This is a genomic window from Paenibacillus sp. S-12 (assembly GCF_030363895.1).
In the GTDB taxonomy this organism is placed as follows: Bacteria; Bacillota; Bacilli; order Paenibacillales; family Paenibacillaceae; genus Paenibacillus_B; species Paenibacillus_B alvei.
Genome location: NZ_JASIUF010000002.1, coordinates 48230 through 71743, shown reverse-complemented (window position 1 = coordinate 71743; position 23514 = coordinate 48230). Strand labels below are relative to the sequence as shown.

The following is a 23514-nucleotide window of genomic DNA, read 5'->3' as shown; positions in this document are numbered from 1 at the left end:
TCGCTACACTTTTTAGGACGTGCATGTAATAATTACTTTTAAGAAAATTGCCAATAACTTTGTATGGGGTTCTCAATCGAACCTTCTACCATTTGTGCATATAAATAGATAGCACCGAACGCAAAGGGATAGCTTTTCCTCGGCTTTATGAGTGTATCTGGATACCCATCCTCATCGATCTGAAATAGAAAATCAAAACCGTCATCATGCAACTCCTTATAGTAATACTCTTCTCCCTGAATATGCCTTGGAGTTCCCCCGAATTTGATAAGAAAACGTTCTTCTAATGACGCTTTATCACTTACCATATTGGCTTCCGAAATAAAGTGCTTTACTAAATCAGGATCGGTAAAAGTATCAAATTTACTCTCTTCTGTCTTAGGATGTTTCATTGTTAATAAAGAACAATTTGGATATCTATTTTTAGAAATACGATCTTCAAAATGTTTAGGAGCAAAAATGGAGATCATCTCCGTTTCATCAAAAGGGTTAACGATAGACAAATAAAAATACCTCTCCATATCCTTATTTACCATGCCTTCTCGTTCATCAAAATAAGCCGGTGCGTTCCCTCCGATCCATCCATTACGGCTATCCTTTTCACTCGTTTGAAAAAGCACACACTCTTTTCGTTCTTTAAGAATTTTTAAATCTTTCATTGTTTTCTCCCTTCTCTATTTACATTGCGAGTAACACCGTCCTGCTCATCTTCTCACCATACTTCGACATTTATCGAGTTAAACCCTACCAAAACAGAGTTCATAATAGTCATGAAAAAAAGGAGTTCTGCGAACCTGAATGATACATGCACCAAATACCTTCAACTACGAGAGAAAACAAAATGGCTTCTCAAATATCAAGCATTTAAGAAACATATGATTATCGATAACGTCTATATATACAGAACGATACGAACTTGGAAGAGGTGAAATTATGAAGAAATTAGACGGCCTCTAGCTTCCCACAAGGAGGGGAATTAGAGCCAAATGAGCAATAGTATGAAAAAATCACCCGTATGGACAGACCACCAAACACCCGGTACCCGCTGGAGCAAACGGCAGGCAAGCAAAGCTGTACGCCGCTTTACAGGTGATGTTCAAAACGGAAAATGGTACAGAAAGCTGTTCTGTTCCTGGAATATTTGCGACTACCGCTTTTACAAAACAAAGCAACAAGCGATACATGAATGGGAGACATCCCAATGTCTGAGGGAACGACAATTGACTCAAGCAGAAGTTATAAAGGGTTGGGAAAAGTTCTATAGAAGAAAATAAGCTCAAGCGTCGGTCTGGGAAGCCCGGCGCCTGAGCTTTTACTTATAAGGGATTATTGCGGCTACTCTTTCAATCTAATTTGAAACGTCAATTCCCATTAAACTGAACCTGATACGATATTGCCTCTGAACATCGTAGCGACGACACGGTCCGAACTTCTTGCGACAGCTTCCGCCGAACAAGAAGCTTCGACTAGCACCATGTTTGCATCATCTCCGACTTTGGGCCACACTCTTTCGCCATTATCATGTAATGGTGTCTTGCCATCAGTAATAAATTGCAGCGTCCGGGCTAATGCCCGCTCATCGGACCATCCGTACATTTCCGCCAAACGACCGGCGCGTTTCAAAATATCCCCATCTCCAAAAGGCGACCACACATCAAAAATATTATCGCATCCGACGGCAACGTTAACACCTTTCCGGTGTAATAAACCGACTGGCGGAAACTTGCGGTTTATCGGTACACTGGTAATGATGGAGATCCCTGCATCTTCCAGAAGCTCTCCTATGACTTCCGCTTGAGCTTGAGAGACATCCCCCAGCCCAAAGGCATGGCTAACGGCAACCTTGCCTTGCAATCCTGCTTCTTTCGTTAGCTGGGCCAATCGTTTGATCGTAAACACACCAAGATGATCGGCGTCATGCAAGTGCAGGTCAATGCCCGCATTTCCTTCTACGGCTAGCTCCACCATTTCCTGCAAGGAAGCTTCGAGATCACCATCCACCGTGGCCGGATCGACCCCGCCCACGAAGCTTGCTCCTTGGCGAAGGGCTTCCCTGACCAACTGTTTCGACTTGGAACGCAATAAACCGTGCTGAGGAAAAGCAACGATTTCGTAGGACAGTTTCCCTTCAAATGTTTGCAGTGCTCGCTTAACTTGTTCCAAATTCTCCAATCCAACCTCAGGATAAACATCGACATGCGTGCGCACATGCGTTACACCAGACTTCACATACATATCAAGCAGTTGTTCCGCGCGTTCTTGCGTCGTAGTTTGCAAAGAAGGAAGTACTTGCTTCTCGATGTCAAACCGTTCAAAAATGTTGCTAGCAGGTGTTACCGCACGCCATCGATCACCAAGCAATGTTTTATCCAAATGACAATGTTTTTCGATGAATGAAGGCAGCATCAGAAGCCGTTTCGCATCTTTCTTAGGAAGTTCATCCGGTACGGACTCAACCGCTGGGACGATCTTCGCCACTTTCCCGTCCTCAATTAAGAGATGATAGCATTCCGTTTTGGTACCCGTAATCACACCGTTATCTTCCTGAAATCCCGTTTCCAACAGGACATTGGTTAACCAATAAGCAGTATTCAATGAAGCTCATCCTTTCAACGTTCTATGATTAAAGTTCTCCTGCTGCCAGATTCCCCTGGAAAACAACTGCGACCCTTCTTGCTCTTCGTGCAACCGCTTCGGCTGAACAACTTGCATCAACGAGAACGAGGTCGGCAGCATCTCCGACATTAGGCCAGATGCGTTGTCCATCCACATTTAGAGGTGTTACGCCGCCTGTAATATACCCCAGTGTTTGTCCAAGGGAACGTTCGTCCTTCAGGCCGAATCGTTCCGCTAATGTACCTGCTTTTTCAAGACTATCTCCTTTGCCGAAAGGAGACCAGTGATCCGTGATGCTGTCATCACCGAGGGAGATTTGCACACCCTTTTCGCTTAAGAGCGGTATCGGAAGTGTCCTTCCAAGCGGAACGGTGGATGTAATCGTAATCCGCTGCTCAGCTAACAGGTCTGCAACTTGACCTGCCTCTTCCAGAGAAATATCAGCCAACGCCAGAGCATGGCTGATGTTGACTCTTCCTTGCCACCCGGCTTCCTCTGTTAACGCGGCCAATCGTTGAAAGGTAAAAATGCCAAGATGGCCTGGATCATGGATATGAAGATCAATACCCGCATCCGCTTCCACGGCTAGTTCCATTACCGTTTGCAGCGACTTCTCAATATTGCCGTCGATGGTTGCAGGGTCAACGCCGCCAACGAGAGCAGCACCGCTTCTCAATGCTTCTCTTACGAGAGAAACAGATTCACTGCGCAATAATCCATGCTGCGGGAACGCCACAATTTCAACCGAAGCTTTTCCTTTGTAAGCTTCTACGGCTTGAAGCGTAGCTTCCAAATTCCGCAGTCCTATATATGGATCGACGTTACAATGGGTCCGAATATGGGTCGAACCGGCATGGGTCAGCAATCCCAGCAAGTTTTCTGCTCTTTCCTTGGCTACAGGCAACAAACGCGGGAGTAATTCCTGTTCTTCCTCCAGCCTAGTCAAAAGTCCTTTACGTGGAATCGTTGGCGCCTTCCATGGGCCACTGTAGTATGTCTTATCAAGATGGATATGCATATCGCGGAAAGAGGGTAGCATGAGATATCGATTTGCATCCCGTTTCGGCATATTCGTTTCTAAAGGTTGATCTGCGGGAACGATTTCACTGATTTCCCCATCTGAAATCTGTACATGAAAAAGCATGGTTTCTGTCCCCGTTACGGTACCATTCTCAACCTGATAGCCGGTCTCCAACCGAACATTCGTTAACCAGTAAGCATTGTCCGCCACTTCATTCTCCTCCTTCGCTGCAACTGTTCACGCTTATTTATGGTTTAATTCGCTCCAGCGCTCATATACCTTAATCGCATCTTCGTCTTTATGCTGAACCATAGGCAGCCTGCGTTGCTCCATCGGTTTGGAGTATTCATCATAGAACGTTTCCAATTCAAAATACTTGCGATTATCTTTATAAAAAGGAGCATAATCTTCCCGTGTTGTAATATAAACCACTTTTTTAGGACTGCAATAATACAGAGCTCCCAGACACATTGGACACGGACTCGCAAGAATATAAATTTCACAATCAGTCAAATGCTCGGTTTGCAGTTTTCTACATGCTTCTCTGATGGCAAGCACCTCTGCATGAGCTGTCGGATCACTGGTTTGCGCCACTAGATTCGGACTCTCCGCAATGATTTCTCCATCTCTAACGATCACAGTAGCAAAGGGTCTGCCGCCTTCTTCAACATTTGTAAGAGCCAATTGTATGGTACGTTTTACAAAATCCATGATAATCACCTCATGTTTTATCGTTCATTTCCAAACCCTCTTTAAGCACGATAAAGCATAAGAGGGTTACGCCCCCGCTTCGATTAATAGGTCAGCAATTTCTTGGAATCCTTTTTGCTGTGCATGCATTAAGGGGGTGATCCCATTTCCATCCCCAATATTCACATCGGCGCCATGGTTAACTAACAGTTGTACGATTTTTCGATGCTTCTCTCCGCCGTCGCCTAGAATGACCGCTTCCAACAATGCCGTCCAGTGCAAGTTATTGATGTGGTTGACGTCGATGCCTGAACGACTAAGCAGTTCTTGAACAACCTCGACATGTCCGCGTTCCGAAGCAGGAATCAGTGCTGTTCCCCCGAACCGGTTCGTAAGTTTCGGATCGGCACCGGCATCAAGCGCGAGTTTGACGATTTCGAGAAGTCCTTCTGCTCCAGCATATAGGAGGACATTATTTAAGTTGGCGTCGCGAATGTTAATGTCCGCACCCTTTTGAATAAGCGCCTTTACCGTATCTGCTTTATTGTTATAAGTTGCTGCCACGACAGCCGTTCTTCCGCGTCCATCCGTTGCATTGATGTCTGCTCCGTCTTGAAGCAGCTTCAGAACGTTATCGGTATCCCCTTCCTCTGCTGAAAAAATCAATTTCTGGTTCATCCATTCCACCTTCTTTTCATCAGAATTTGATTCCTTTGATAAACGCTTTGAAGGGCCGAAATCGGTTTGACACCCAGCCAGTAAGACAACCATTACAATCAGCAAGAGACGGGACATCGTTCGGCCTCCTTTATCGTTCTTTGCCAATATGCTAACATGAAGGGGATCAAACGAAAAATATATAATAAATAAGTTATATATATGTTTTTCATATATGAGAAAGGAGTCTTTGCAACGATGGATATCAGACAGCTTCGCTATTTTATTGCGATTGTGGAGGAAAGAAGCATATCAGCCGCAGCGAGAAGACTCCATATTTCTCAACCGCCTTTAAGCCAACAATTGAGGGCAATGGAAGAGGAGCTTGGCGCGATATTGTTGGAAAGAAACGGGAAATACATGGAAGTAACGGATGCAGGAAGAACCTTATATTCCTATGCCTTGCAAATGGATCAATTAATGCAAGAGGCTAAAATGGAAGTGACTGAGGTCGAAAATGGGGTAAACGGCAAATTGACGATGGGTGTAAATACGTTTTCGGTTGCTGATTTGCCTGAAATCCTACATCAATTTCAAAAGCACTATCCAAAGGTAACGTACAAAATCCAACAAAATGAGTCCGCTCATCTTTGTCAGTTAGTCCGAGATCGGGCTATCGAATTGGCATTCATACGATTGCCGCTTGAATTGGACGATTTCTCAGTTCTTCATCTGTATACCGAACCGTTTTATTTGATTACATCCCAGAAACAGAAACGGTTTGAACATGAAGTAACGCTCGCGGACATAACTAACGAGCGGCTCCTATTGCCAAGCACACAGGGATTAGGTGTACACTATTTAATTTTGGAGGCATACTCAAGGCTTAATATGCATCCCCCCATTGTCGGCGAATGTTCCGACATAGCGCTTTTGATGGAGTTGGTTTCCACTGACTTTTGTTCGTCGATCGTTCCGGAAACATTGCTTCATCGGCATAAAGGGGTTCCGATTCATGCGCACAAAATTTCTTCTACAGTTGGGATGTCTTCTCCGCTTGGGTTAATATGGCTGAAAAATCACCGCTTATCCAACACGGCCCGGAATTTTATCGATTTATTCAAAAAAGAAGGAAGGTATCTGCAGCATCATGCGCATAAGGAAATGGATTGATTGATTCAAGCCCTATTATGGAGTCCAATTTTTTGTGGAATGCGGAAATCAAAAAAAAGACCCTCGGATCCTAACGATCCGGGATCTTTTTGATCATTTTCAAACGAATGAATTCACTTCATTGAGGCAAATCGTACTGCATCATTTAAAAAGTAAATGCAGGGTTAAAATCTCCTTTATATGGCTCATGTTCAACGAATACGGTTATATCTTTGCCGTCTTTGTCTTTACCTGTTCTTTTATACGTAAATTTATTATTGTTAAGCTCGGTAATTTCAACAGCGATACCATACTTGTTCTTTCCAATAGAAACATGGGCTCTGACTTTATTGTCATGCAAAATATCAAAGTAGCCATAATCGCCACGACTTTCACCCGTATTCACATTGAAGAACTCATATTTATTCGTCTTATCGTCAAATTTAGCTAGGCTGATAAAGTTGGAATTGTATTCTGTGATCTCATTTCCCTCTTCGTCCAGAACCTTTGTTCCATGCCAAAGTGTGCTGCCCAAAATTTGATCTCCATCAACGTTTTTAACAATATCGCCAGTCGTTGTATTCCATGATTTGTCCGGCTCTGTGAAAGCAAGTTTTTTTCCTTTATACGGAACATGCTCGACGAATACTTCTGCGTCGTTACCTTGAGCATCTTTACCCATTCTTTTATAGGTGAAGACCTTTTTATTCAGTTCTGTCATATCGACAACTGCTTGATAATTCATCGATTCCGAGATCAGGATTCTCTTCTCTCCATCGTTAGTAAGGAAGAAGGTTCCTCTATCACCGCGGCTTGCACCGGTTTTTGCATCGAAGAATTCATATCTCCCGGTTTTTGCTTCATATTTGGCCAGGCCAATGAAGTTGGCATTTTCCTTAGTCAGGTCATGATGATCTTTATCATATACTCTTGTACCCTGCCAGTCCGTGCCGCTCAGAATGTCAGCCATTTCCTGACCTTTGGTAAGCTTGGCGTTTGGTGCGAGAACTGCTTTATGCGCTTTGTTCAACAGATATCCGACTTCACCACGCTTTGCTTTGCCGCCTTCATAACCTTGCATGACACGAAGATTGGAAAGTTCGATCATAGCCTGTTGGATTTCTTCTGTAGAGAGTTTCACAGAAGCAGCATCTGCTTGCAACACGCCAAATGGAAGAGCTGTTACTCCCAACGACGCCGCCAGCATCAGAGAAGCCAGCTTTGTAGAATATTTATTCATAATTTTTTCCTCCTTTACCTTTCTTGATCAATATGCTATCACCAAGAAAACCAAATGGAAAATATATTATTAATTAGTTTTCTATATGTTTTCCATATAGGATAAAGGAGTTTATATAGTAATGGATCGTAGACAGCTTTTCTCTTTTATTGCGATTGTGGAGGAAAGACTTCAAACAAAATACCTGCCAACATCGGTCCAAATATCGTACCGAGATCGTATAGGCATTATTCATTCCGGCCATTTCCCCCAGAAATCACATAATGATCCATTAATTTTGTCAAAAATATAACAGCTAACGTAATTCATCATTCAAAGGAACAATCACTTCGTCTAATGTTTTCCTCCATTGACGTTTCATTTCGGGTCCGTATTTCAATGGTTTTGCACCTGGATTCGCGGCTTTATACTTATCAAAATCTTTGCTATTGATAATATCTCCAATGTTCGGAATTGGGTCTGCTCCAATTACATACTGAATAGCAGATGAATGCAGCTCACTCTCGTCTACACACCAAGTATCCGCAAACTTTTGGACGGCTGCATTCACAGTTTCTGTAAAGAAACGTCGTTTCACTACAAGAATATCTTCCTCTGGATGCACTTCCCCGGTATCAATTGCATTTAACATTGCACGGTATATATCTTTTACAATTTCTGATTTTTTCAGTTTTTGAAGGGCTTTTTCGATCTCTTCACGTGTACTCTGGTTATTGGCTGAGTACGTTTCTAACAGTCTATCAATATAGGTTGAATCAATGTCATAGATCTTTACTGCATTTTCTCCATAAAACTCAATGTCTGAGAAATCTGGTTCTGGTTCACCCTCTGAGCCCTCTGAATCCATAAGTGATCCTTTAATGGTGTTATACACGCCAATATATTCTTCTAAGGTCTTTACCTGTTCTTGAAGATCTAAGGACTCTTCCATTTCATCATTGTAATCATCGTAAGTAACCAATGCTTCGTAAGCATTATTTAGCTCTTGAAACGCTTTTACAAATTCAATTCGAATCTCAAGTGGGGAGTGCTCGTTAATTTCGATCGGATCTGGTACTACTGTTGTCAATTTTTTATGAGCTTTTGTAAAACGTTTCTTCGTCTCTTTATAGGTTGGATAAACGAGATTTGTTTCTTCTTGTTCATGAGAATATAGCTTCGTCGCCTCTTGTACATTTCGTTCCATTGTCGCAGGTTTGCGAAAGGTTACAATCATTCCTTTTTTCTTATCAGGATAAGTACGATTCGTCCGGGAAAAAGCTTGAATCAAATTGGCATAGCTTAAATTCCGATCGACAAATAACGTTTGAATGGTTGGTGCATCGAAACCGGTCAATAAGCGTTCTACAACAATAACAAGGTCAATGTGATTTCCGAATTGTTTGAATTCTGCTTTCTTACGAGCTAAACGATTGTTAATATCTCCGTTATAACGTTCGATATCTTCAATTGACCAAGCTGTGTGATAATATTCGTTATACTCCTTGATGACGTCTTTCATTTCGTCCTGAATTTGTTTGGAATTATCTTCGTTCTCTTGTATTGAATAAGTAATCGCAATCCGAGGGAAATCCGGATCATCAATCGTTCTTCCTGCTCGAATGGGATGACCGGCAAATTCATTTTTCAACCATTCAGGATCTTTTGTCATTTCCTTAATTGCGTTGTAATACCGCTTCGCCATACCAATAGAACTTGTTGTTAAAATAGCTGATTTTTGCGGGCGACCATTTTGAAAATCAAATTTGATATAAGCATTATCTGGCTTGAAAATCTTATGGATAACTTTTTGAATATGATCATCATTTTCAAAAGTAGATGATTCAAGATAATCTTCCTTTTTGATGTCATCCATCTCATCGATCATAGCATTAATTTCATCATGACTAAGATCGGCGTATTTTTCACATGCACGAAGTTGATTAAAAATAAGATTATATAACGATGTTGGTTCAACTGTATCTTCATGTTCAACTTGGAATCCTAGAACAGCCCCGTCATCTAATGCATTTTTAATCGTATATGTATGTAAGCGCTCTCCATATTGATCTCGAGTCGTGCGAGCTAATTCACCCTTGGCTTGCTTTTTATTTACTTCAAATATCGGTGTACCTGTAAATCCGAACCACGTTGAATTGGGGAAAAATCCTTTAATCTCTTTCATTCCTTCAGAACTTAGTGCACGGTGGCATTCATCCACCACAAAAACAATGTGTTGTCCCAGAAGTTTACCAAAACGCTGCTTGGCTTTTGGATCCTCTTGTTTTTTGGTATAACGCAAGGCCGCTTCTAACTTTTGACGAGTCGTAATGATTACTGTATTCGAATTAGCATCAGAGAGTAGAGTTTGACTTAGCTCTTTTGCACTTCCGGTTCCGACAATCAAACTATTCGACTTCGCGTTACCAGAGGAAATACCTGTATTAAATTCCGAAGCAAATTTAGTGAATTCTGCCGTTGTTTGATTATCTAAGTCTTTTCGGTCAATGAGCATGATAGTACGATCTACGCCTGTTTTGCGAGCTAATAACTTAGTAGCAACAAAACTGGTTAACGTTTTTCCTGAACCGGTCGCGTGCCACACATATCCAGATTCATGTTTCATCGCAGATGTAAACATGGCCTGAATAGCATGAATCTGATAAGGTTTTAACACGATTAAAGCTTTATTGTCTTGATCCTCGCTTACAATCGTATAATTAGCAATCAAGCGATGAGCGTCTGGAATGTTTAAGACTTGCTTTACAAATTCATAGAGATTTTCTACTTTCCGGTTTTCCGTAGTGCGCCAGCTAAAGATCAACTTTTTATGCATGTCTTTAGGCATTGCATTGGCAAAATAACGAGTGGTTTGTTCATTGGAAATGACAAATAGCTGAAGAGTCGAAAAGATATTATTTCTAAACATGCCTTCTTCTGCATATTTCTTAATTTGATTAAAAGCTTGAAACACCCCGTCTTTGGCGCTGACTTGCTTTAATTCGATCTGAACAATGGGCAATCCGTTGATTAAAAGGGTCACGTCGAAGCGACGATCCCGATCATCTATGTTTGCTTTTTGTTTTGCAATCTGATGTACTACTTCATATGTAGAGATTCCGCCACCAATGCTTTGATTCGAATATAGCACTAGGGACATTGAACCTAAAGATACATCTTCTCGATCGATTGTAATCCGTGCAATTCCGTTTTCTCCTTTGAGCCATTTAGCGGCGTCAAAAGGAGTCTGTGTTTTCAAAAGTAGCTCTGTTTTAATCGTATCAAACTCTTTATCCGAAATTGGGTGATCCCCAATTTCGGATAAGTTGTTTTGTGTAATTTTCTGACGTAAGTTCTTCCATAGATCGCCTTCAGATTTTAGATCTGGACGATATTGCCACTGGTTATGACCTTCGCCTAATACTTCAATTAAGCGACGTTCCACTTCTGCTTCAGTGTTATGTGTTATCTTCGCCATGTGTCTTCCTCTCTTTTGTATGTTTAGACAAACATCTTTTGTAGGAACGCTTTTTTGGTTTCTTTTAAGGCATCTAGTTCTTGTTGATGAAGAGCTATAATGTCGTCTAGATGTTTGAAAAAGTTACCGATTTGGGTTTGTTCTTTTACGGACGGAGCCATAAAAATATATTGATTGAGTTCCTCCCGGTTAATTTTAGGCATACCAGTCCGCATGGATACAGAAACAGAATACTCAAAAAAGTTAGAAGTTTGCAAAATTGTATACAGGTAACTTTGTATAACATCATTTTTAGAATTTAAAACATATGCATCAGCACTTGATAACCCTTCAAAATCTGGCATTGCATATTTCCCAAGCTGCGGATTGATTTTCCCATAAATAATATCGCCAGGTTTGAAATAGAATTTCCCACTGATTAAATTTTCTTCACGTACTGTTTTGACATTATTCAAGACTCTTCCTGTGAATGATTCTATATTACCTGGACCAATGTGTAATAACGAATCATACTTCCCCGTTTTTGGATCTACCATATTTGTAGATATATCAACTGCATTCCCAAACATACGCTGCTGCCAATCTCCTGTAAATCCTGGAAAACGAATTTCCGGCACAGACTCTCCTTCTTTTGGAAACATTTTTTGCAAGAATCCCTGTTTTGTTTTTTTGAGGGTTGTTAGCTCCTGTTCGTGAAAAGCGATCGTTTCGTCAAGTTTTTTATAAAATCCACCAATTTTAATTTGTTCTTCTTCTTGAGGTTTTAATATACTGCATTCTCCAATATCAAGAAGATTAATTTTTTTAGGAAAGGCCGTATGGATTATTCGCTTGTTTAGTTCCTTTTTGAACCCCTTTGTTGATATATATGAACTTACAAATAATCCTGAATTATTTTTATTAGGTTTGATTAATGCTAAACTAACATAATAAGCAAAAGGTTCATCACTTTCTATTACCGCTGTGGCACCGATAACTCCAGCGGTGATCCGAGTCATAAAAATATCTCCAACCTCTGGCTTATTTTTGAATTGAGTTTCATAATCTTCAATGGAGATATACTTATTAGAAGCTTCGATATCATTAATATCTTCAACAGAAACAAACTTAATTCCGGAATCTGTGTATTTAGGTGTTTGATGAGTTCCGTCATAAATTTTAGAAATATCTTTTAACTTACATAGCTCCCAATGGCCGTTAAATCCCGGAAAACGAATTTCTGGTATATGTCTATTTTCCACGATTAAACACCTCTAATGCTCCTTTGATCCACTCTTCGTCTTTCTTATCATATTGTAGCGAAGAAATCATGTCATAAAGACTGGATTCTAGTTCTGCTCTTTCTTTCCTAATATCTTTAATCGTCGAGCCAATTGCAGCCATATCAACAGACTCTTCTTCTTCAAACGTATCTACGTACCGAGGGATGTTCAAATTAAAATCATTTTCCTTAATGTCGTCAAATGAAGCCAAATAAGCATATTGCTCAACACTTTCACGCTTCTTATACGTTTCGACAATCTTATCAATGTTTTCATCGGATAGTTTATTTTGGCTCTTCCCCTTGACAAACTCTTTGCTTGCATCAATGAATAACACATCACGTGTGCTACGATTTTTCTTCAAGACAATAACAGTTGTAGGAATTGATGTTCCAAAAAATAAGTTTGCCGGCATGCCAATCACGGCATAAATACTGCCATCTTCCAACAGTTTCTTACGGATTACACCTTCTGCTGCTCCACGGAACAACACCCCATGCGGCAAGACGATAGCCATGGTTCCTGTCTCTTTCAAGTGATAGAACCCGTGTAAAAGAAAAGCAAAGTCTGCTTTGGATTTTGGCGCTAATTTCCCATAACGATTAAACCGAGAATCATCTAAGAATGTATCATCTGAAGACCACTTTGCAGAGTAAGGTGGATTCATTAGGACTGAATCGAAGGTATACGGCTCGTCTGTCGGCCAGTCTTTGTTCAATGTATCCCCGTTACGTAGACGCATATCTTCTTTATCCACACCATGTAAGATCAAATTCATTTTTGCCAAGTTAAAGGTCGTTGTGTTTAGTTCTTGTCCATGATACTTTACACTGTCTGGATGGTTAATATAGTTTCGAACATTTAGCATCAAGGAACCAGATCCCATCGTCGGATCATATACACTAAACAGTTTTTTATCCTCTTGCCCCATTGCGACAATACGAGCCATCATAACGGATACCTGATGAGGCGTATAAAACTCTCCAGCTTTCTTACCCGCTTCTGAAGCAAATTGGCTTATTAAGAACTCATAAGCATCGCCAATGACATCGCCATCATGTCTAATCACATCAATATTATTTAGTTTTTTCAAAACTTCTGTAATGGTAATGTTGCGCTGTTGATCGTCTGCTCCTAACTTTTTTGATCTCAAATCTACATCATCAAACAAGCCATTAAATTGATCATATTTTGAAGATAAATTAGTAAAGGCTGCACTTAGATCATTTAACTGAAACGTGTTTTGTTTCGCTTGATTGGCTAATACATTGAATAGATAATCAGGTTCAATCACATAACTTAGTGTATCTTCTAATGTTTCAATTAGGTCATCCTTGATTTCTTTGTCTGCTAATAGATTTCTATACAATTGAGTCTGCTTGTCTTGGGTGTCGTATTCTTCTAGCGATTCGTCTGCGATTTCAACTACCTTTTCTATTAATTTGTCCGATAAATACTTGTAGAAGATCAATCCTAATAAGTAATTCTTGTATTCGGATGCATCCATCTTGCTTCGCAAGTTGTCCGCGGCACTAAATAAGCTTGTGTTTAAATCTGCCATTTTACACGTTCCTCACTTTTTCTATTATTGACTCAAGCGCTAGGCTATTAATCTTAGGATTTAGTTTGAATTATAAGCTCTATTTATTAAAGGTTTTGCCTTTTCGATATCTTCAGGGGATTTAATAATAATTTGCAAATCACCCGTTCCATAATGCCCTACATTACGCATATCTCTAGTAAAACCATCCTCAAGTTCAATATCATCAGGGTTTAGTCTCATATGCAATAGTATTTGCTTCTGGTAGACTTCTACACAAATTATGTTTTTAATTTTTTTGAACGCTGTATACAACTTAAGCTGATTTTCTGTAACGTCATCACCGAGTGCAAGAATATAGTCTCTAATGGAATAATACAGTTCTCTAAGCATCGGCATTGTAGACTGTAGCTGTTCTTGAAAAGTCTTATCTGATGATGACTTAATCCATTTATCCCCCTGCTCTTGGATATTGAAGGGTTTCACCGTACTTGAATTCACAAGTTCAAGCATAAGTAAATCTGCCCCAAACTTTTTATAACGTATAAGATCAATGTTTCTATTGATCTGTTTAACTGCGTATTCATCATATTTTGTAAAATCTCCCGCTACACAAATAAGTCTGGGAATGCTCCAATCTAACCTATCCGAACATTCTTTCCCTAGTGTCTTCATCACTAATAACTCAAATTCTGCTTTATGATCAAGTAGCCAGTCGAGATAAAATAACCCTTGGTTGATGACATTCTCGTTACTGGTTCTTTTATATTCAAATATAACAGGACAGTTGTTTTCATCCAATCCTAAGCTGTCTATTCTACCACCGTTCGATGTGGTGTATTCGCTTTTCAGAAAAGTTATTCCAAAAAAAGTAGGCATATTCTTTTCAATTAATAATTGCAATTCTCTCTCAAGTATAACAGAACTGGCAGGTAACTCTTTAACTTCTCCCTTTATATGAAACAGTTTAATATCGGACATTTACAGCTCCCTTTCTAAAACTTGATAACCATAGATGTGATACTAAAACTATTAAAGTTTACCACATGCTAGTCATAAGTGGATCGTTTTTCATGTATATCGCTTCGATCCGTGCCTTGGCACGCGACAGCTTTGCCCCCGTTCGTAACGAGCACGATCATCAGCTCTCCCGTACGGAAGCCATGAAGAGTATGAATTCCTCATCGAATTCGCCAATTCCCTCGGCCCGGATAGACAACAGTGAGGGGCGTAGACGTGTCATCTTCATCCTTTCACATCATAAACCGGTTGTCCGATCATCGTCTTCAGCCTAATCGGCACCTCCTACGACAGCTCCGTTAGCGATTCACAGCAGGCAATATTGATGAAATACCTGCCTCCCGCAAGTTCAAGATCAATCGGCCGTGCCTTTTGTTCGATGATGAGATCGCAACCCTCTCTCCAGTTACGGGGGATATTCATCTCACGCGCGAAATAATTCGTTGTCTCTACCGGCAGATACCGAGCGGCGGACAATTCACAAGCGGGCGCCTTACCGTTGATGACATCATACAGTGTTTCGTCTCCACCAGTTGCTATAGTGTCTGGATTGATCGTTCACACTGCTCAAGTATTTCCAGGGCCCATCTCTCACTTACCTCGACACACCGCCAAAGATTGGCACAAAGGAATTTATTTTATTATCAGAAACCGACCATAAAGAAAATTAAATAAGCTGATACCGTTAGAATATCAGCGCCAGCTCGTAGCTTAAGATTTCTAATGTCCGACAGATTGTAATATGAATTGCGACAGCTAGAAAATAAAAAAGCGACCCTTATCCCCTATTACTGAAAATGAAGGTCGCCTTTTGTTTCATGCTTTTAACTGCTCCGTAAAATCTGTATAAATACACCATAACAACATTTGTATGAAAATGAAATAAGAACACCCGAAGGTGTTCTTATCATTAGATTTGATTCTTATTCACTTCCGGTGCTTCATGCCTCTTATTGTAGCCCCACAATCCAAACTATAGCTAAAATGTATGCAATAATATCTGTGATCAAGTAGTTCATTTTAAGTAAAACAAAGAAAGTGACAATAAACAATATTGGGAGAAGGATAGCTATGGCAGTGACTAGCCTTTTACAATTTTTGTCTTCCAAACTCTCTTACCACATTAAATCTTCTTTTTTTTGCCGGTGATCTTATCTATAATGAACATAAATACACAGAACAAAAGGGACATAATCAACATGTCTAGTATAGTTACACCAGAGTCACTTTTTATGACAAAGAACATAATAATCTGTAAAATCAAAGATATCACAAAAAGTGATATGTATCTAATGCTATTCATGCAACACCATTCCCTTCGATGAGTAACTTTACTGTCCTATGCAACGGACACTAAACCAAGCCAAACTAGCAGCAAGTCCTACAACTCCGCCTTTAATTGCATTTTTTCCGATGATTTTGATGATTTCAACGGCTAACTTATCCCACAATTTCTTTTCGATCATTTCTGTCATTGCACCAGTTAAAAGACCGATTCCTGTAAAGTCAATAATTTGGTTGGCAACACAAGATCCCCATGAAGCTGTGGAAAATCCCCCATCTTCTGGATGAGTCACTCCCTTTAGATTATTTGCTGTTAGTTGCTCACCGTTTGCAAGCTTAACAAGTGCCGAGATGGTTGCAACATTATCAGATCCGAACTTCTGAGCAATTTTCCCCTCATTCAATACATACTTGCCGTCTTTTTTCACAGATGCCTCTTCAAAAATGAATTTCAGGTCAGATGCTACTTGAGCTGATTCCAAATACTCAGCCGGAACGATATCACGTACATCAGCATCTTTCACAGTAGTGCCCATCATGCTAAACTTGTCTTCGCCAATTTCGATCATGTGACCTTGATTTTGTGACCCCACTTGTCGTTTTGATTCTGATGCTGCAACAGCCATCGGTGCAAACATCGAAAATGCCATACTCACACTTAACAACGTTCCGATCCATTTTCTCTTCAAACAACTCGCCTCCATATTTTATTGGAGAAGATTACTCTCTATACATGGAAGGACTCTGTATCACGATAAACTACATACGCAACTGTATGTAATGATACATCATCTATTTCTAAGGTGATTTAAAGAGTACCCTCACGTAGCGAGTATATAATATGTTGCATATATTCCATATTTTAGTGATTTGAGAAACAAAAAGTAAAAGTAAGCATCTTTTTGGGTGCTTACGCTATGCTTATACTATATCACCAAGGGAAAACTCCCTTTTAAGTGATTACGAGCCGATAATCCACGGCGCGCCGCCTCCAAATTGTGCTACAGTAACACCTGTGATAGCCAGTGAAACAATAATACGAGCAGCCTTATAAAAAATAATTTTTTTCATGTTGTCTATCTCCTTTTCTGAATTATTTGCTCAACATATTCAGGGCTGTTCTTAACTTTTGAATCACTACATTAGTTGTTTCAACATCACCATTAGCAGCATCTGTCATCAACCCTAATACCTCATAAGCTTTCCTATCTAATGAAATTTTCTTATATTCTAATGCGCTTTGAATATAGCTGTCGAAAGCTTCTTCAATGTTTTCTTTTTGTAGCAAATCCCCTTTAAGCTTATAGTAATGAGCAAGTTTTGAACGTTTGTCAGGAGTAGTACGATAATCTTCAATGGATCTTGTCATTTCGTTTTCATAGGTAATCAATTTTTCCGCTGCGGTGTAATTTTGTTTGAAAAGATATAAATCCATTAGCATAGTTACTGAATAGATGAGATTATATTCGGAGTGATTTTGCAAGTAATTTTCAAGTTGTAAAATGCCAAAATCGATATTTCCTGTTTTTGCACGTAAACATCCATTCATCAAATCAATGTTGTCTTTAATATAGGGGAAAGAATATTTGTTATACTCACTAAGGTATTTTTGACTATTCTCGTAGGCACCGAGATAATAATAGCAATTACAAATGTTGAAAAGTGCATTAGCCTTATATTCTTCAGTTATTGTATTATCATTATCAACAACATATTCGCTAAATCTTATTGAATTGTCATAATGCATTAAGCTGAAAGCATGAACTCCTAATGAATAATAAAGTGTAATTTTTTCAATATCGTTTAAAAAACTTTCGTAGTTCAAAATATAATGGCCTGATTGGTACGTTTCCTCCAATCTACTGAAATCATTCCGTTCGATCATATATTTTTTGTACAATCCTTTTGCAATATAGGGCATTATTCCATGTGAGCGTGAGTAGTCGATGATGAGGTTATACAGAGATAGTTTAATAGAGGTATCTTCTATGGAGTCGATGTGTTGATATAGCTTCTCGGTTAAATCAATGCTGTCTTCGTTCGGAGATTCAAGGTATTTGTTCGTAACTTTCCTAATTAGTTCAGCACTACTTCCTTCTGCAATCGCTGTTTGAAGCATGCCCAGCAATATTTCAGCCCTTTTCTCAATCTCAGCATAATAATCAATCAATGTTTCAAAGGGGATACCCAATGCTGTTGCCAACGGATATGCGGTCGAAAATTCTGGTCGTTTTACATCGCCGTTCTCAATTCTAGATATCGTACCTTTGTTAATGCCTGACAGCTCTGATAACTGCGTTAATGTCATATTCGATGCACGTCTAGTGTCTTGGATAAGTTCTCCGATTGCTTTTATGATCGGCGCTGCCTTCAATATCAGCCCTCCTTCTCCTGAAATAATATCCTATATTTTACCATGTTATGAATGGTGTGTAAATTGAGCGTTATTCTGAGGTGAACATAACTTAAAAGGAGCGAGAAAATAAACTGGTATCCATAGACTGGACACTTTAGAAAGAAAGATGTTCAGGCTGTGAGTATCTTTCGTATTCTCACATCCCAATGCGCAGCCTTTTCACCACGAACGACCTTACCTTTTGTTTAGACAGTTCATAAAAAAATGGGATCTGTTGATAAAATTTGAATCGTTGTTTACCTCTAATTCAGTACAAGGACATTAAAGAAGACGCCTAGGAATTTCCTGACGTCTTCTGATTACTTGGGCTGATCTCCGATCAATTTTCACATCAATTATGTTCTTCGAACAACCCTGACACGACATATTTATTATTATAACGTACTTCGCCGTAGTTCATAAAAATATTGCACAATTGGATGCTTTACCTTCATCTTCTCAGTCATATTTAAAATTCGCTTTTTTCCAACTCGTCTGTCCACCAAAGCCAGAATATTCAATAAGATATCATTGCTCTCTATGCTTTCCTCTATAGAAATGGATAAAAACTTACTTGCTGTAACGACAAAATTTGATTTACTTAATGATGACTGTGCTGACAAAAGCTCTTTTGCATATCCGGACATTTTTCTACTTCTAGCAATTACGATTAGACGATCCTCGGGAGCACCCTTGGTATCCTTTCTAACCGCTTCAATTTCTTCATTGCTGATCGGAATTTGGATTTCTGAATCATTCCTAATTTCCTGCTCCGTTTGATACCATTTGATTAAATTAGTTTTATCACTCATATTGAATACATTCTTTTTATCTACCGAAATATAACAAATACCTGCTTTATCAGGTGAATAACGGTAACCTGTTGCTCGGTATTCAACCCTTCCATGTAACGCAGGACAGAGAAAGCTCTCCAGTTGTTGCTTCAATTTGCTCCAGGACATGTAATCCCCCTATATTCTACTAGAATTCCTTCCCCCATATTATCACATCTTTATTTAATTTTTAGTACGTGTATATTGCGAATTTCAGAAAAGGCTGGACAATAAAACGAATAAATTGTTATTCGATTATTACAAGCAATGCATCGATACGTATAAACAACGACAAACAAAAAAAGGGCCTTCTCAATTAAATACGATACGGTGATACAAGTGTGTACAACATCCCAACCACTTCCCCTTCACACTGGCTGCTACAATAAAATACGACCCACACGAAAAGGCTTTATTAATAGATGATTGATTTTTGCAGAAAGATTATGCCATTATTAAACAAGGATCTGCTATAACATTACTAAGGAGGGATGATTTTGACGACAGGATACACAAAGTTTGTGCCAATTAATTTGAAGGCTGTGGTCACAAGTGTAGATTTAGTTACGAAACAAGTCTCCACAGATATTTTTTTTCAAGGGAGTTGGATTGCTGCACTTACAATAAATTTAACTGAAAATACTATACACAAGATTGGAAGTTTCGACGAAGTGAACAAACAATTTGGACTGAATGAAGAGTTTATTGTCATGAGGATTCAAGACAGGGTTGTTTCAATTATTGAAAACGGCACTACTGATCCTAAAGACTTTCCGATTTAATTTTTTGTGCTTATGATCACCACATTAGGAATATAGCACCACAACATTATGTCAAATACTTAATGATGACTGTGCTGACAAAAGCTCTTTTGCATATCCGGACATTTTTCTACTTCTAGCAATTACGATTAGACGATCCTCGGGAGCACCCTTGGTATCCTTTCTAACCGCTTCAATTTCTTCATTGCTGATCGGAATTTGGATATCTGAATCATTCTTAATTTCCTGCTCCGTCAGATACCATTTGATTGAGCTCGTTTTATCACTCATATTGAATACATTCTTTTTATCTACCGAGATATAACAAATACCTGCTTTATCAGGTGAATAACGGTAACCCGTTGCACGGTATTCGACCCTTCCATGTAACGCAGGACAGAGAAAGCTCTCCAGTTGTTGCTTCAATTTGCTCCAGGACATGTAATCCCCCTATATTCTACTAGAATTCCTTCCCCCATATTATCACATCTTTATTCGATTTTTAGTACGTGTATATTGCAAATGTCAGAACAGGCTGGACAACAAAAAGCCGCCTCCCTTATTGGAGAGGCAGCTCATTCTATTCCAGCCCGTACTCATATCATTCCATATTCCTTTATTTCAAACACCCCGGTCTCTTTCCATCCGAGATCAACTGATTGATCGCTTCGATTAATTGCGGAAGCTCACGCATCGTATCAATCGCGAAATCTGCACCATATTGCATAAAGTTGTGCTTCGTCTTCGAGATCATCTCGGCTTTTTCCGCCTCGGATAGGCCTTCGAATTGCGCTTGGCTGAGTCCCATCTCGGAGCTGCCGACAGCAACACCAACCGACCACACGCCAGCATGGACTCCCTCTTTCACATCCGATGCCGTATCGCCCACTTTGACCACTTTCCAGCATGCGGAGAGCTTGAGCTCCTCCATATTGCGATGGATCATGTAAGGGTATGGTCTGCCATAAGAATCCGTTTCACTAGGTGTGACCAGATGATCGGGACTGTACCCCTTTTCCTTCGCGATAGGTACGATCACATCCATCATGGTGCGGGTATAGCCCGTTGAAGATCCAAACTTCAATCCTTGCGCTCGTAAGGTTTCTACGGTATCCACTACACCTGGAATCGGATCTGTGTATTCAGTTAGTGAGGACATTAACGCAGGCTCAAATGCCGCATAGAGCTGCTCCACATCCTGTTCTGTAAATGGCTTACCATACTGGTCTTCCCATAATGCGGATACCCTTGGCATCGACAGCATCGCCCGGATATGATCGATTTTCAGCATCCCCATAGGTGCTCTAGCCTCATCCATTGTTACCTCGATACCTGCCTGCTTGAAGATATCGATGAATACATTCACAGGTGCAAAACATCCGAAATCGATGGCCGTACCCGCCCAATCCAATATGATTCCTTCTACTTTATTCATGATCGCAATGCTCCTTCATATATTGCTCAATAATACGGCATAACTGATCCATGTCTTCCTCATAGATTTCCCCGATGTTCCCAATACGGAACGTATCCAAATTCGTCAACTTCCCTGGATAAATAACATAGCCTCTTTCTTTCACATATTGATAGAATTCGGCGAATTGAAATTGTTCGTTTGGAAACAGAAAGGTCGTAATAATTGGCGACTGGTAGTCCGCTCTAATGTAAGCTTGCATGCCAACCTTCGCAAGTCTCTCCCTGAGCAGCAGGTTATTGTGCTGATAGCGAGCTTGTCTTGCTGCGACTCCGCCTTCTTCTTGCAGTTCATCCAACGCCTTGGAGAATGCAGCAACGACATGGGTTGGTGAGGTAAAACGCCATTTCCCGTCTTTGTCCATACACTTCCATTGATCATACAAATCAAGAGCCAAGCTGCGCGCAATCCCTTGACATTGTTGCAATTGATCAAGCTTAGCAATTACAAAACCAAAGCCAGGAACACCTTGAATGCATTTGTTCGCACTGCTGATTACATAATCAATATGAAGACCCGTAACATCGATCTCAATACCGCCAAAGCTGCTCATCGCATCCACAATGAACGTTTTTCCATAAGCTTTTGCCAGCTTCGAGACCCTATCAATCGGATTCAGTATCCCAGTAGTTGTCTCGCAGTGAACCATTGCAATATGCGTAATCTCTGGATCAGCTTCAAGCATGACCCCCAGTTCCGTCATATCCGGATACTTATCATAGTCTGCCTTATGCTCGACATACGACAGCCCTATCACTTGTGCCATCTGTATCATGCGTTCCCCATAAGCGCCGTTGGAGATGATTAGAACCTTATGTTCGGGAGCAATCACGGATGTCATCACCGATTCTACGGCAAAGGTTCCGCTGCCCTGCATCAATACAACTGTATACTGCTCCGAATCCACTCCTGCAATCGTCAATAACTGGGATCTTATTTTCTGCGTAATCGATTTATAGTCATCATCCCACGTGCAGCGATCAAGCAACATTTCATGCTTAACGGATTGGGTCGTCGTCAACGGTCCTGGGGTCAATAATTTGTAGTTATTCATCATGATCCCTCCCCCTATTGTTATGAATTATTTAGCATCTTTAAAAAACTGCTGATGTTCCTTCAATAACTCCACGGTTAATGGCTGATCGAACTTCATCGGTTTCGCTGGCTTATTGACCGCATCTGTGGATTCCCCTTTGTACAAAGCAACAGGATAGTTCGTAATCAAATCTTTTCTCGCATCCTTACTAATCGTCTCCGCCATTTTCATGGCAAGATCCGTCACTTCGTTGTTCTTATTGATAACTGCAATGGACTCTGTCAACGAATAATTCCCTTCGATAGGATCAATATAATCAATCGGAGCTCCTTTTTCGTGTGCACGTACCGCCTGATGACGGAGTCCAAATCCAGCAGCTACTTCTCCCGCTTCAACTTTCTTAATCGGCCCGGAACCGGATTTTTCTATATGCTGGCCTGCATTGGCAATGAGATCATGGAGTACAATCTTCCCTTCCTCCGGTCCATAAGCACTGATGATAGCCTGTATAAGCAGCCAAGCTGTAGAGGAATCGAATACATTTGGAATCGACACCAAATCCTTATATTCAGGCTTCGTTAAATCTTTGATCGATTGGGGAGCCTGCAGCCCTTTTTGCTTCAACACTTCCGCATTCACAAAGATAGATCCTGTATTTGCCAAAATAGGCGTGTAGTAGGACGGATACGAATCCATAGCTCCTGTTTCAAATGTTAAGTCTTTATACATCTTGTATTGGCTCTGTGAACTATCTAGGAAATACGAGCTCATGGTCACAAGATCGGCCTCAATCTTATCCCCTTCAGCCATCAGCTTGCCGCCTAATTCTGACGTCCCCATCGATTGGAGTTGATACTGTCCTTCATAGCCTGCGGATTTCAGTGCAGACTCCATCGCTGTTACGGCTTCTTCATCTGCGTTGGTGTAGATAATCACTTGCTTCGATTCCTTTGCACTGCCAGCACCACAGCCTGCCAATACCACCAACATGCTTATTGCCATTAATGACAAGAGCACCATCCTGAACCTTTTTGACATTCCAACCATCGTAATCCCTCACTTTTACGATTATTTAG

Annotated in this window: 19 protein-coding genes and 2 pseudogenes; 3 read left to right on the top strand and 18 right to left on the bottom strand. The window is 40.3% G+C overall.

Translation table 11 applies throughout. The features are described 5' to 3' along the window. Nucleotides 1-38 precede the first annotated feature (38 nt). Nucleotides 39-659: a hypothetical protein gene (locus NO352_RS00345; protein WP_289354682.1), complete on the bottom strand. Its 621-nt coding sequence runs from the start codon at nt 657-659 to the stop codon at nt 39-41. Nucleotides 660-986: 327 nt separating this feature from the next. Here NO352_RS00345 and NO352_RS00340 point away from each other — a divergent pair, with 327 nt between their 5' ends. Next, a complete protein-coding gene (locus NO352_RS00340; protein ID WP_289354681.1) occupies nt 987-1274 on the top strand; it encodes a hypothetical protein in 288 nt (95 codons plus the stop codon). Nucleotides 1275-1371: 97 nt separating this feature from the next. Here NO352_RS00340 and NO352_RS00335 read toward each other — a convergent pair whose 3' ends face one another. The 4 genes from NO352_RS00335 to NO352_RS00320 all read right to left on the bottom strand — a co-directional run bounded on the left by NO352_RS00335 (nt 1372) and on the right by NO352_RS00320 (nt 5005). After that, the gene (locus tag NO352_RS00335; RefSeq protein ID WP_289354680.1) at nt 1372-2595 is read right to left on the bottom strand and encodes an amidohydrolase; all 1224 of its coding nucleotides are present in this window, start codon (nt 2593-2595) and stop codon (nt 1372-1374) included. A gap of 28 nt (nt 2596-2623) precedes the next feature. Then, nucleotides 2624-3847 carry an amidohydrolase family protein gene (locus tag NO352_RS00330; protein ID WP_289354679.1) on the bottom strand — a complete coding sequence of 408 codons (1224 nt, stop codon included), beginning with the start codon at nt 3845-3847 and terminating at the stop codon, nt 2624-2626. 33 nt (nt 3848-3880) lie between these two features. Beyond that, the gene (locus NO352_RS00325) at nt 3881-4348 is read right to left on the bottom strand and encodes a nucleoside deaminase (RefSeq protein WP_289354678.1); all 468 of its coding nucleotides are present in this window, start codon (nt 4346-4348) and stop codon (nt 3881-3883) included. A gap of 66 nt (nt 4349-4414) precedes the next feature. Further along, nucleotides 4415-5005 carry an ankyrin repeat domain-containing protein gene (locus NO352_RS00320; RefSeq protein WP_040735160.1) on the bottom strand — a complete coding sequence of 197 codons (591 nt, stop codon included), beginning with the start codon at nt 5003-5005 and terminating at the stop codon, nt 4415-4417. 237 nt (nt 5006-5242) lie between these two features. Between NO352_RS00320 and NO352_RS00315 the strand changes: the two genes are divergently transcribed. Continuing rightward, nucleotides 5243-6157: a LysR family transcriptional regulator gene (locus NO352_RS00315; RefSeq protein ID WP_289354677.1), complete on the top strand. Its 915-nt coding sequence runs from the start codon at nt 5243-5245 to the stop codon at nt 6155-6157. 145 nt (nt 6158-6302) lie between these two features. Here NO352_RS00315 and NO352_RS00310 read toward each other — a convergent pair. The 9 genes and pseudogenes from NO352_RS00310 to NO352_RS00275 all read right to left on the bottom strand — a co-directional run. Beyond that, a pseudogene (locus tag NO352_RS00310) lies at nt 6303-7127 on the bottom strand (DUF4822 domain-containing protein); the annotation flags it as partial. Nucleotides 7128-7671: 544 nt separating this feature from the next. Continuing rightward, nucleotides 7672-10833 (bottom strand): type I restriction endonuclease subunit R, encoded by a 3162-nt coding sequence (locus NO352_RS00305; RefSeq protein ID WP_289354676.1) that lies wholly within the window; start codon nt 10831-10833, stop codon nt 7672-7674. 23 nt (nt 10834-10856) lie between these two features. Further along, nucleotides 10857-12074 (bottom strand): restriction endonuclease subunit S, encoded by a 1218-nt coding sequence (locus tag NO352_RS00300; protein WP_289354675.1) that lies wholly within the window; start codon nt 12072-12074, stop codon nt 10857-10859. Next, entirely contained in the window at nt 12064-13656 is a 1593-nt protein-coding gene (locus tag NO352_RS00295) for a type I restriction-modification system subunit M (protein ID WP_289354674.1), read from the bottom strand. The genes NO352_RS00300 and NO352_RS00295 overlap by 11 nt, the downstream gene beginning before the upstream one ends. Before the next feature lie 60 nt (nt 13657-13716). Beyond that, nucleotides 13717-14616: a DUF5655 domain-containing protein gene (locus NO352_RS00290; protein ID WP_289354673.1), complete on the bottom strand. Its 900-nt coding sequence runs from the start codon at nt 14614-14616 to the stop codon at nt 13717-13719. 324 nt (nt 14617-14940) lie between these two features. Continuing rightward, a complete protein-coding gene (locus NO352_RS24980; RefSeq protein ID WP_353961214.1) occupies nt 14941-15159 on the bottom strand; it encodes a hypothetical protein in 219 nt (72 codons plus the stop codon). 827 nt (nt 15160-15986) lie between these two features. Beyond that, entirely contained in the window at nt 15987-16628 is a 642-nt protein-coding gene (locus NO352_RS00285; protein ID WP_289354672.1) for a hypothetical protein, read from the bottom strand. A 404-nt stretch (nt 16629-17032) separates the two neighbouring features. After that, nucleotides 17033-18313 (bottom strand): helix-turn-helix domain-containing protein, encoded by a 1281-nt coding sequence (locus NO352_RS00280; RefSeq protein ID WP_289354671.1) that lies wholly within the window; start codon nt 18311-18313, stop codon nt 17033-17035. Between the two features lie 416 nt (nt 18314-18729). After that, entirely contained in the window at nt 18730-19296 is a 567-nt protein-coding gene (locus NO352_RS00275; protein ID WP_289354670.1) for an SF0329 family protein, read from the bottom strand. A gap of 368 nt (nt 19297-19664) precedes the next feature. Here NO352_RS00275 and NO352_RS00270 point away from each other — a divergent pair, with 368 nt between their 5' ends. Then, nucleotides 19665-19949 (top strand): hypothetical protein, encoded by a 285-nt coding sequence (locus NO352_RS00270; protein WP_289354669.1) that lies wholly within the window; start codon nt 19665-19667, stop codon nt 19947-19949. Nucleotides 19950-20006: 57 nt separating this feature from the next. On the opposite strand, the pseudogene NO352_RS00265 reads toward NO352_RS00270, so the two are convergent. The 4 genes and pseudogenes from NO352_RS00265 to NO352_RS00250 all read right to left on the bottom strand — a co-directional run. Further along, nucleotides 20007-20369, bottom strand: a pseudogene (locus tag NO352_RS00265) (SF0329 family protein); the annotation flags it as partial. Between the two features lie 175 nt (nt 20370-20544). Beyond that, nucleotides 20545-21363: a phosphonoacetaldehyde hydrolase gene (phnX, locus tag NO352_RS00260; RefSeq protein WP_289354668.1), complete on the bottom strand. Its 819-nt coding sequence runs from the start codon at nt 21361-21363 to the stop codon at nt 20545-20547. After that, complete coding sequence (gene phnW / locus NO352_RS00255; protein ID WP_289354773.1) at nt 21356-22456, bottom strand: 2-aminoethylphosphonate--pyruvate transaminase; 1101 nt, start codon at nt 22454-22456, stop codon at nt 21356-21358. The genes phnX and phnW overlap by 8 nt, the downstream gene beginning before the upstream one ends. 27 nt (nt 22457-22483) lie before the next feature. Then, nucleotides 22484-23476, bottom strand: coding sequence for an extracellular solute-binding protein (locus NO352_RS00250; RefSeq protein WP_289354772.1), 993 nt, complete (start codon nt 23474-23476; stop codon nt 22484-22486). Nucleotides 23477-23514 lie beyond the last annotated feature (38 nt).

Coding starts and splice junctions, on each gene's coding strand:
- NO352_RS00275 (WP_289354670.1), bottom strand. CDS start 19,296: ATGTCCTGGAGCAAATTGAAGCAACAACTGGAGAGCTTTCTCTGTCCT.
- NO352_RS00295 (WP_289354674.1), bottom strand. CDS start 13,656: ATGGCAGATTTAAACACAAGCTTATTTAGTGCCGCGGACAACTTGCGA.
- NO352_RS00340 (WP_289354681.1), top strand. CDS start 987: ATGAGCAATAGTATGAAAAAATCACCCGTATGGACAGACCACCAAACA.
- phnW (WP_289354773.1), bottom strand. CDS start 22,456: ATGAATAACTACAAATTATTGACCCCAGGACCGTTGACGACGACCCAA.
- phnX (WP_289354668.1), bottom strand. CDS start 21,363: ATGAATAAAGTAGAAGGAATCATATTGGATTGGGCGGGTACGGCCATC.
- NO352_RS00250 (WP_289354772.1), bottom strand. CDS start 23,476: ATGTCAAAAAGGTTCAGGATGGTGCTCTTGTCATTAATGGCAATAAGC.
- NO352_RS00320 (WP_040735160.1), bottom strand. CDS start 5,005: ATGAACCAGAAATTGATTTTTTCAGCAGAGGAAGGGGATACCGATAAC.
- NO352_RS00315 (WP_289354677.1), top strand. CDS start 5,243: ATGGATATCAGACAGCTTCGCTATTTTATTGCGATTGTGGAGGAAAGA.
- NO352_RS00290 (WP_289354673.1), bottom strand. CDS start 14,616: ATGTCCGATATTAAACTGTTTCATATAAAGGGAGAAGTTAAAGAGTTA.
- NO352_RS00345 (WP_289354682.1), bottom strand. CDS start 659: ATGAAAGATTTAAAAATTCTTAAAGAACGAAAAGAGTGTGTGCTTTTT.
- NO352_RS00325 (WP_289354678.1), bottom strand. CDS start 4,348: ATGGATTTTGTAAAACGTACCATACAATTGGCTCTTACAAATGTTGAA.
- NO352_RS00305 (WP_289354676.1), bottom strand. CDS start 10,833: ATGGCGAAGATAACACATAACACTGAAGCAGAAGTGGAACGTCGCTTA.